Source organism: Anaerostipes faecis (assembly GCF_910574135.1).
Taxonomy (GTDB): domain Bacteria; phylum Bacillota; class Clostridia; order Lachnospirales; family Lachnospiraceae; genus Anaerostipes; species Anaerostipes hominis.
On the sequence record NZ_CAJSYK010000045.1, the window covers coordinates 1 to 8188 of the forward strand.

Annotated in this window: 5 protein-coding genes and 3 pseudogenes; 1 reads left to right on the plus strand and 7 read right to left on the minus strand. The window is 39.7% G+C overall.

Annotated features, from left to right (window positions below):
• Window positions 1-396: 396 nt before the first annotated feature.
• The 7 genes and pseudogenes from QGT46_RS16490 to QGT46_RS16520 form a co-directional block, all read right to left on the minus strand.
• Window positions 397-531, minus strand: a complete 135-nt coding sequence (locus QGT46_RS16490) for a hypothetical protein (RefSeq protein ID WP_006567928.1) — start codon at window positions 529-531, stop codon at window positions 397-399.
• Between the two features lie 84 nt (window positions 532-615).
• Window positions 616-2258, minus strand: a pseudogene (locus QGT46_RS17590) (recombinase family protein).
• 60 nt (window positions 2259-2318) lie between these two features.
• Window positions 2319-4154, minus strand: a complete 1836-nt coding sequence (locus QGT46_RS16500) for a recombinase family protein (protein ID WP_330655943.1) — start codon at window positions 4152-4154, stop codon at window positions 2319-2321.
• Window positions 4111-4350 carry a hypothetical protein gene (locus QGT46_RS16505; RefSeq protein ID WP_148460404.1) on the minus strand — a complete coding sequence of 80 codons (240 nt, stop codon included), beginning with the start codon at window positions 4348-4350 and terminating at the stop codon, window positions 4111-4113. The genes QGT46_RS16500 and QGT46_RS16505 overlap by 44 nt, the downstream gene beginning before the upstream one ends.
• Before the next feature lie 242 nt (window positions 4351-4592).
• Window positions 4593-5540: an Abi family protein gene (locus QGT46_RS16510; RefSeq protein WP_301591634.1), complete on the minus strand. Its 948-nt coding sequence runs from the start codon at window positions 5538-5540 to the stop codon at window positions 4593-4595.
• A gap of 213 nt (window positions 5541-5753) precedes the next feature.
• A pseudogene (locus QGT46_RS17595) lies at window positions 5754-6749 on the minus strand (N-acetylmuramoyl-L-alanine amidase).
• Window positions 6736-7164, minus strand: coding sequence for a phage holin family protein (locus QGT46_RS16520; RefSeq protein WP_148460405.1), 429 nt, complete (start codon window positions 7162-7164; stop codon window positions 6736-6738). Before QGT46_RS16520 ends, QGT46_RS17595 begins: the two are co-directional and overlap by 14 nt.
• A 120-nt stretch (window positions 7165-7284) precedes the next feature.
• On the opposite strand from QGT46_RS16520, the pseudogene QGT46_RS16525 reads away from it, so the two are divergent.
• A pseudogene (locus QGT46_RS16525) lies at window positions 7285-8070 on the plus strand (IS91 family transposase); the annotation flags it as partial.
• Between the last annotated feature and the right edge of the window lie 118 nt (window positions 8071-8188).

Genomic DNA, 8188 nt, shown 5'->3' on the forward strand with positions numbered 1-8188 from the left:
TACTGCCTGTACTTTGTATTCATGGTCATATTTACGTGCCACTTTGAATACCTCCTTATTCTCTTGGTTTTATTATGAAATCCTTGAGAATAAACTGTCAACTTTTTTTATACCACACCATTTGTCTGATCTTATATTCCATGGCACTCTCCTTTAATTAAATTCTTTATAGAGTGAAATATGGTCTTTTAATTCAATAAAACCATTTTTCTTATAAAAATTAAAAGCGGGAACAGTTCTCTCTGTCTGTAAAAAAATATGCGTTACCTGTTTGCTTTTGGCATATTGTTCAACGGCTTGTAAAAAGTCCGTACCAATGCATGATGCTTCCCATTGAAAGGCCAATGAGTTCATCATTTTTAAACAGACCCAATGTTAAAGAATTCCTGTTTCCTATTAAATCCATAATATATTCATGCAGTTGTGCCAAGTCACTCCAATCATCATTCCAGGGCTCCTTTGTAAAATCTCTGCAAATAATGATTTGATTTCTTCTATGCTTTTAATATTTAATTCTTTTAGTTCTTTCATAATAGATTTTCTTCTCCTCTAAAACACTGGATTTCCCAGGCATGTCTACCGTCCAATGACGAATCAATTTTCTGGTGGAAACCTCTACTGCCCTTTCCTCTTCAATAGTGCCACGGTCTCAACCTTATTATCATAAGGCAACTTAATTGCATCACCTTCGTTTCCATTATAATACACTGGAAAATTGAAGTTTATCTGTTTTACAATGCGTCCATCACTCTGTCTTTCAGAGTAAAGTTCTATTTCATCAATGAAGTTCCTGAAAAATTCCTTTTTCTCCAAGTCCGTCATTTCAAAATATATTTTATCAAAACACGTGAGAATTTGATAGACCTGTTTTGAAGTAATTTGATTTTCATAAGCCATATTGATTTTCTCATTCACATCCTGAAGTTGGTCATCAATATCTCTAATTTTATCATACAGATTATCCAACCGATCATGCATATCCTGATACTTTCTGTCATAATGCTTATCCGTAACATCTAACCGGTCAAGCATATCTGTCAGCTTCTTCTTAGCTCCGGATAACTGACGAAGCTGTCCTCGTAACTGCTCCCTCTCTGTTTCCATTGAGCTGACATCTACCTTGCTCCCCATTCTTCTTAGGATAAATTCTCTGCAGCCATCATGATTTACAAGGTCCAAGATGTACTTTTCCACCTCATGGTTTAGTTCATTTTGATTTAATGCCAAACTGAAATTACAGAAATCACTCTCGTTGATTTTTCTGCGATGCTTGCATCTGTAATAAAAATCATCCTTATATTCTCCGGTTCCTTTGTTCTTTCGTCTCCGTACAGTACCGGACATGCCCACACCACAAATCGGACATTTCAGCAAACCAGTTAAAATATGTTCATGTTCCAAACTGTGTTTTTTTACCCACCTAACACCTGTCTCTTTTCGCCTTTCTCTGACTCCTTCCCACAGGTCTAAATCAATGATTGCTTCGTGCAATCCTTCCGCCAGAAGGAAATCATCCTTCTGCACTCTATGGTATTCGTCTCTGGTGCCCTTGATTTTCTCTGTGGTACTTTTCCCATATGCTATCTTACCGATATATACCGGATTATCCAGAATTTTTTTATCAATCCACGAGTAAAATAATTTAACTCATGACTCCGCTGCTTCGTTTTTACATATCCGTGTTGATTCAGATAATTACTAATGGAATCTGCTCCCATACCCTCATTTACAAATTTATCATAGATGATTTTTACAACCTCTGCTTCTTCCGGATTCACAAGCAGCATACCCTTTTTAGAATCCAGTGAATATCCAAATGGAGCCTGACCGCCATTCCACTTTCCCTCTCTTGCCTTTTGCTTTCTGCCCTCCATTGTCTGCACCAGAATATTCTCCCGCTCAATCTCCGCTACAGCAGATAATACTGTAATGGTAAGTTTCCCGGAATCTTTTGAAGAATCAATCCCATCTTCCACACAGATTAAATTGACTCCAGAATCCTGTATATGCTGCAAAGAATTAAGAACATCCGCCGCATTTCGCCCAAAACGCGATAACTTAAACACCAGGATGTATTCCACACCGTCTCTATCATCTGCCACATCCTGCAGCATCTGTGTAAACTCCGGTCTCCCGGTAATGCTCTTTCCGGACTTACCCGCATCACAATATCCCCTTACCACTTCCATATCCTGAAACTCTGCAAACTTTGTCAGCCTGTCTTTCTGTGCTTCAAGACTATATCCATCCACCTGCATTGCCGTAGACACGCGGATATAGATATAACATTTTGTTCTCTTTTTCACGAAGTGCACCTCCTAAATCACCATCTTTACATCCAATTCCAGCATCCGAAAATGCTTTAATGCCTCTATAATCATTTCTTCTTTCGCCCTTGGACATTTCGGCACCCGTTTATTTGGATCATCCGGCTTGTTATAATTCTCCCCCATATCAATCCCATATTTTCTCTTTATCTGAGCAATATATAAAGAAGAAACCTTTGCACCATACTTGTCCAAAATATATTGTTTCAATTCCACATAGGTTGTTTTTGCTTCTGCTGATGTGATGCCCACCTCACTGGTATCCAGTGTATAGGTTATTACTTCCTCTGCTGTCATTTCCTTTCTCGGCTCCCAATCTTCATAGAATACCGGAATCTTAAAAGATATGCTTTTCACAATTCTTCCATCCGGTGTTTCTTCCGGATACATCTCAATTTTATCAATGAGCAGCTGATACATCTTCCGCTTCTCTTCGCAGGTCATTTCTTTGAAGAACTCTGGAATATTCTGAATCAGATTTTCCACCTGTTTGATAGCTTTTGAGCCTTGCTCCGCGGAATCCAGTTTTCTTTTCGTCTGTGTTATCAAATTCTCCAGCCGCTCCATTTCATCATAAACACCATCAATTTCTGCTTGTGTCCTGTCGTAGATTTCATCATAATCGTCTGCCAGAATGTCAAGGTTATCCAGAATCTCTCCCAATCTCCGTTTCTGCTGTTCCTGATGATACAACTGCTTACGATACTGCTTTAATTGTTCCATAAGGTCCTCTACGGAATCCTTCCCCTGAAACCACTTTGCAGTCTCCTTCTTAAAACTTGGAACAGTAAACAATTTTCCTATCATTTCCAGAACCGCACTATCCACCTTTTCCTGATTATAGGTGTGGCGGAATTTACAGGTCATCCCGTTCTGTTTTCTTGCGTTCCCACAACTGTAATAATGCAAAGTTTTGTAATAACCGCCGTGATTCTTATTAATCTGCTTATTCTTGGAAGCAATCATGCCGACTCCACAGACAGGACATTTCACCAGCCCCCATAATATGCTCACTCTGTCAGGTTCATCCACTTTCTTATTTCTCACAGAATTTGCTTTTCGCTTCTGCTGCACCTGCTCCCATTGTTCTACGGATATAATCGGTTCGTGACTTCCCTGTATCTCTATAACCTCACGATTTTGTTTTTTCATATCCTTGGAATTGGTGCGCCTGTTGTAAAAAATCTTTCCGCAATAGGCCGGATTATCCAAAACCGTAGTCACAAAATCGTATTTGAAAGGACTGACCTTTCCCTTTACCACTCTGGTAAATCCATTATCATTCAGATACCGGACAATGGTTGTTGCCAACATACCATCTTGCAAGTACATGTCAAAAATCAGTTTTACAATCTCCACCTCTGATGGGTATTGTACCAGACCATCCTCTTCCTTCCGATATCCATATGGAATAGGTCCACCCGGCCATCCGCCTTCTTTTAGCTTCTGCATCTTACCTGATAGGAACTGGACTGTGATATTCTCACGTTCAATTTCCGCTACTGCTGAAAGAATGGCCAGCGTAAGTCTGCCGCCCTGTGTGGAACTGTCTATAGCATCATCCACAGATATCAGGTCCACTTCATAATCCAAAAGAAGCTGTAAAGACTTTAATACATCTGCTGCGTTTCTTCCAAACCGAGAAAGCTTAAATACAAGTACATAGGAAATCTCATCCTTTTGGCTTGCCACATCTTCCATCATCTGCTGGAACGCCGGGCGTCCTTTAATGCTCTTTCCGGATTTACCGGCATCACAATATTCCCCCGCAATTTCAAGATTCTTATATTCTGCATATCTTCTCAGTTTTTCCTGCTGTGCATCCAGACTTTAGCCTTCGGTTTGAACCATCGTAGAAACTCTGGTGTAGATATAGCATTTCTTCTTTTTCCATTTCTGCCAGAACCTTATGACCATATTTTTCAATCATTCTCACCATAAACTCCGCAAAACGCTCCAGATTCTGCCTCGTTCTCCTGTCCATTTCTTTGTCATATTTTTCTACCACTTCTTCAGGGATCATAGTCAGTACCTCCAACATAGAGTAAGGAGCTGTCTCCTTCTATGTCACAGGCAAAAGAAATGGTCGGAATTTTAACCTTATGGCAAAAAATATACCTGCAGTCGCAATAACCACAGATATCTAAAACTATTACAATATAAAAAAACGAGCAGATGATCTACACCTACTCGTCCCGTAAATGGAATATTTGGATTAAGGGCATTACCCACGCCTTCCCACGGCTCTTAACTATTTTATACATTTTATAAGTACTTTATTCTATCAAACTTATCTTCCCAGTCTACTGGCAAAATACCAAGCTGGTATATATCTATTTTCGACTTAGAAATAATTTTCTTAAGCTTCTTCTTCATTTCCTCGCTATCTTTTTGATTCATAACTTTCTTAAGTGCATAAAGTCTGGAAAACAGGTCTTCTCCATTTAACAATATATCTGCATCATCTTCCGCATCAGCCAATACAATAGCTTCCTGCATTCCAATAAGTTTGGAATGATGAGCACAAATATTTCTTAATGTTCGTACGCCGTTTAACCAGGTATCATATTGGGAAGTTATCCTCTTGCCATATCTTCCTCTGTTGTATCCATACAATAACACTTCTTTACGCAAATCCCCTCTAAGGTACATATAAATATTTTCAATGGTACCGAATTCAAAATAAGAAAATGCAGCCCAACTTGGAATATTCATAGACACTCTCTTACCACCATTTCTATATTCCTTTAATTCCGGGTATTTTAATACATCTTTTCTCAATTTCTCTTCTTTATCTTGGATATCATTAAAAAAACCATTAAAAAAGCGAATGTTCTTTGTTCTATAAAATTTATTTCTTTCACTTCGTGTGGGTGTATAATTTTGCTTATCTAAATAAAACACCGCATCACCAGTCTTTAATGACACAGCATTTGTAATAACAGCTTTAATCTGAATTTCTGCTTTAGCACATGCTTCGTACATAATCTTTCGCAGTTCAAAATCAAATTGATATAATGCAAACAGCACATTTTGTGACGGCTTCATTGCAAATACATTTGTATATGACAATAAATATTTACCATACCGGCTGGCACGAAAATATCCTGCATACTGCAAGAAATCACGCATTTTGGCTTTCTTAGTAAAAGTCACATATTTTTTCATTGTACTTATCTGTTCTTCAACAGTAAACGGTTTGTCCTTCGCCAAAATAACACCTCCTTTTTGGTAAAAAAAAAGAATGGATATACCATTCTTAATCCCGTAAATGGAATATTTGGATTAGGGCACTACCCTCGCCTTCCCACGGCTCAATCATATTATAGCACAATGTTTTTATTTTTCAAGCCTTACAAAACTTTTTTCCAACAAAAATAAGGGTCACTCAGCACAATCGCCAAATGACCCTCCACACGGATTTCCTTATAGTTTTTTACAATAATCCAAACTAATCCATCCAGCACCAGATTTCAGTTTTCCCCACTTACCAGCACCTTGTCCATCTGACTCTGCCACAATCGTAAACACACCAACTCCAGTATATTTGCCAGTCTTTGCATAGTTGGTACCAGGACCTTTACGGATATTCAAATTCTTAATTTCCACACGAACACGGTAAGAAACCTTCGTCTGTTCCTGCTTTGGTTCTTCCTGTACTACTGCAGGATAAACCACATTGCCATCCCAGTCGAATACAGAATATCCATCATTCTTATCTGCACAAGCCTTTGCATAAGCAATCTTCTTGTATGCACCCTTCTGGCTCTTAGCATCCGCCCAAGTCTTACGGACACGATACCATTTCTCAACTTCTGTATTTTCTTCCTTGCTTTCTTCCGCTTTGCCCATAGCACTTTTCACATCCTGACGGAATCCGTCCATTGTTTATCCCATACCAAGCTGTTTCCACAGATGCTCCGGATCGCCATGATTACTTGCAATCCCTCTCTTATGTCCTTCCTTATGGCTGATGATAACTCCATCCGCTGTCGGATTCAGACCATACTCTTTGCAGAGCATGGCAAACAGTTCCACAGCAGCTTCATATGTTCTTTTTACTACAGCCTTTGCCGCTGCCTTGTCAGAACAGGTAAAAGTCGAACCACCGGTATATTTGATACAAGCCGGTTCACACATCTCCACACCGATATGCGTGTTGTTACCAGAACCATTCTTTCCGGAAGCACAATGCCATCCCCGATGATTCCACGGAAGAGTCTGATACACGGTACCATCCATTCCGTCAATAAACGCATGGACACAGGCATTACCATAGTCTGCTCTGTTCCAGCTGTTAATAAAAACGGATGCCCTCGGCTGAGGACACCCTACACTGTGGAGCATAAGCCCCTTCACTGTAATCTTCTTTCCGGCTGTATAGCACGGATTCTTTGTCAAAATACTTTTAATCAGCTTCATGATTCTCATCCTCTCTTTCCGCTCTGTCATGTAATTGAGCCAAAATCGCTTTCAGTTTCTCTGGAATCGGCAGTCCAAGATGTGCCGCATTCTCCAATAAAGACACACCCTCATTGGACAAATAGAAGAAAATAACCGCCGTCCTTAACACTGCACCTGTTCCGATGACCTGCACATCCAACAGATTAGCAATTCCTACCAGCATCAGAATCAACACCTTCCTGCAGATCCCCTTGAATCCCACCTCACTGGACAGCTTCTTATCGGAAACTGCACACATAATGCCCGTAATGTAATCCGCTTCCATAAATACAACCAGCGCATACAGCAGACCATCATAGCCACCCAGAAAATAACCGAGCCATCCGCCCACCGCAGCAAATACAAACTGAATACTGTTCCAAAATTCTTTCATAGTGAAAAATCCTCCTTCATTTTTTGTATTAAAAAATAGGCTTCGCCTATTCAGCTCCCCTGCCCCTCAATCGAGGGGATAGGGGTTTCTTTTTGTTACTTTTTCTTGCATAATAGTTTTATGAATATCTTACAAAGAATCTTTACCGACTATTACGAAGAAATCAAATATACTCTTCATCCCAGAGATACTGAGATGGAAAATATCGATAAGATGTTAGGCTGTGGCGATCCATCCTTTGGTGGTGCCATGTATGCCTGCACCCATTGTGGAAAGTTTAAATTCGTTCCTTTCCGCTGCCACAGCCGCTTTTGTCCCACCTGCGGAAATAAATATTCCATGGAACGCACTACCAGTATGTCCTTTAAACTGGTAAACGTTCAGCATCGTCATTGTGTTTTTACCATTGATGAAAATCTCAGGGAGTTTTTTCTCAATGACCGCTCTCTTCTCAACTGCCTTTTTCACTCTGTTAACAGTGTTGTTTCCCGTATGTTTCATAAGATGAATAAATCCAAAAACTTTACTCCTGGCTTCATCATGGTTTTACATACCTTTGGCAGAGACCTTAAATGGAATCCTCATATTCACTGTCTCATTTCTGAGGGTGACTACAGTGACGATGGTTTCTGGCGTCATATCAGACACTTTAACTACACTTATCTGCGTAACGCCTTTCGCACTGCGCTCCTGAATGAAATGGAATCTAAAATTGGTCCTTCTTTCAAAAAAGTCAAAGCAAAATGTTACGCTGACCATAAACAGGGATTCTACGTTTATGCCAAGCCAAATCTTTGCAACCCTAAAACAGTTGTCAAATATATCGGTCGTTATCTTGGTCGTCCCGTTATTGCAACGTCCAGAATAGATCACTATGACGGTGATACTGTGACTTTTCATTACAATGGTGTGGTATAAAAAAAGTTGACAGTTTATTCTCAAGGATTTCATAATAAAACCAAGAGAATAAGGAGGTATTCAAAGTGGCACGTAAATATGACCATGAATACAAAGTACAGGCAGT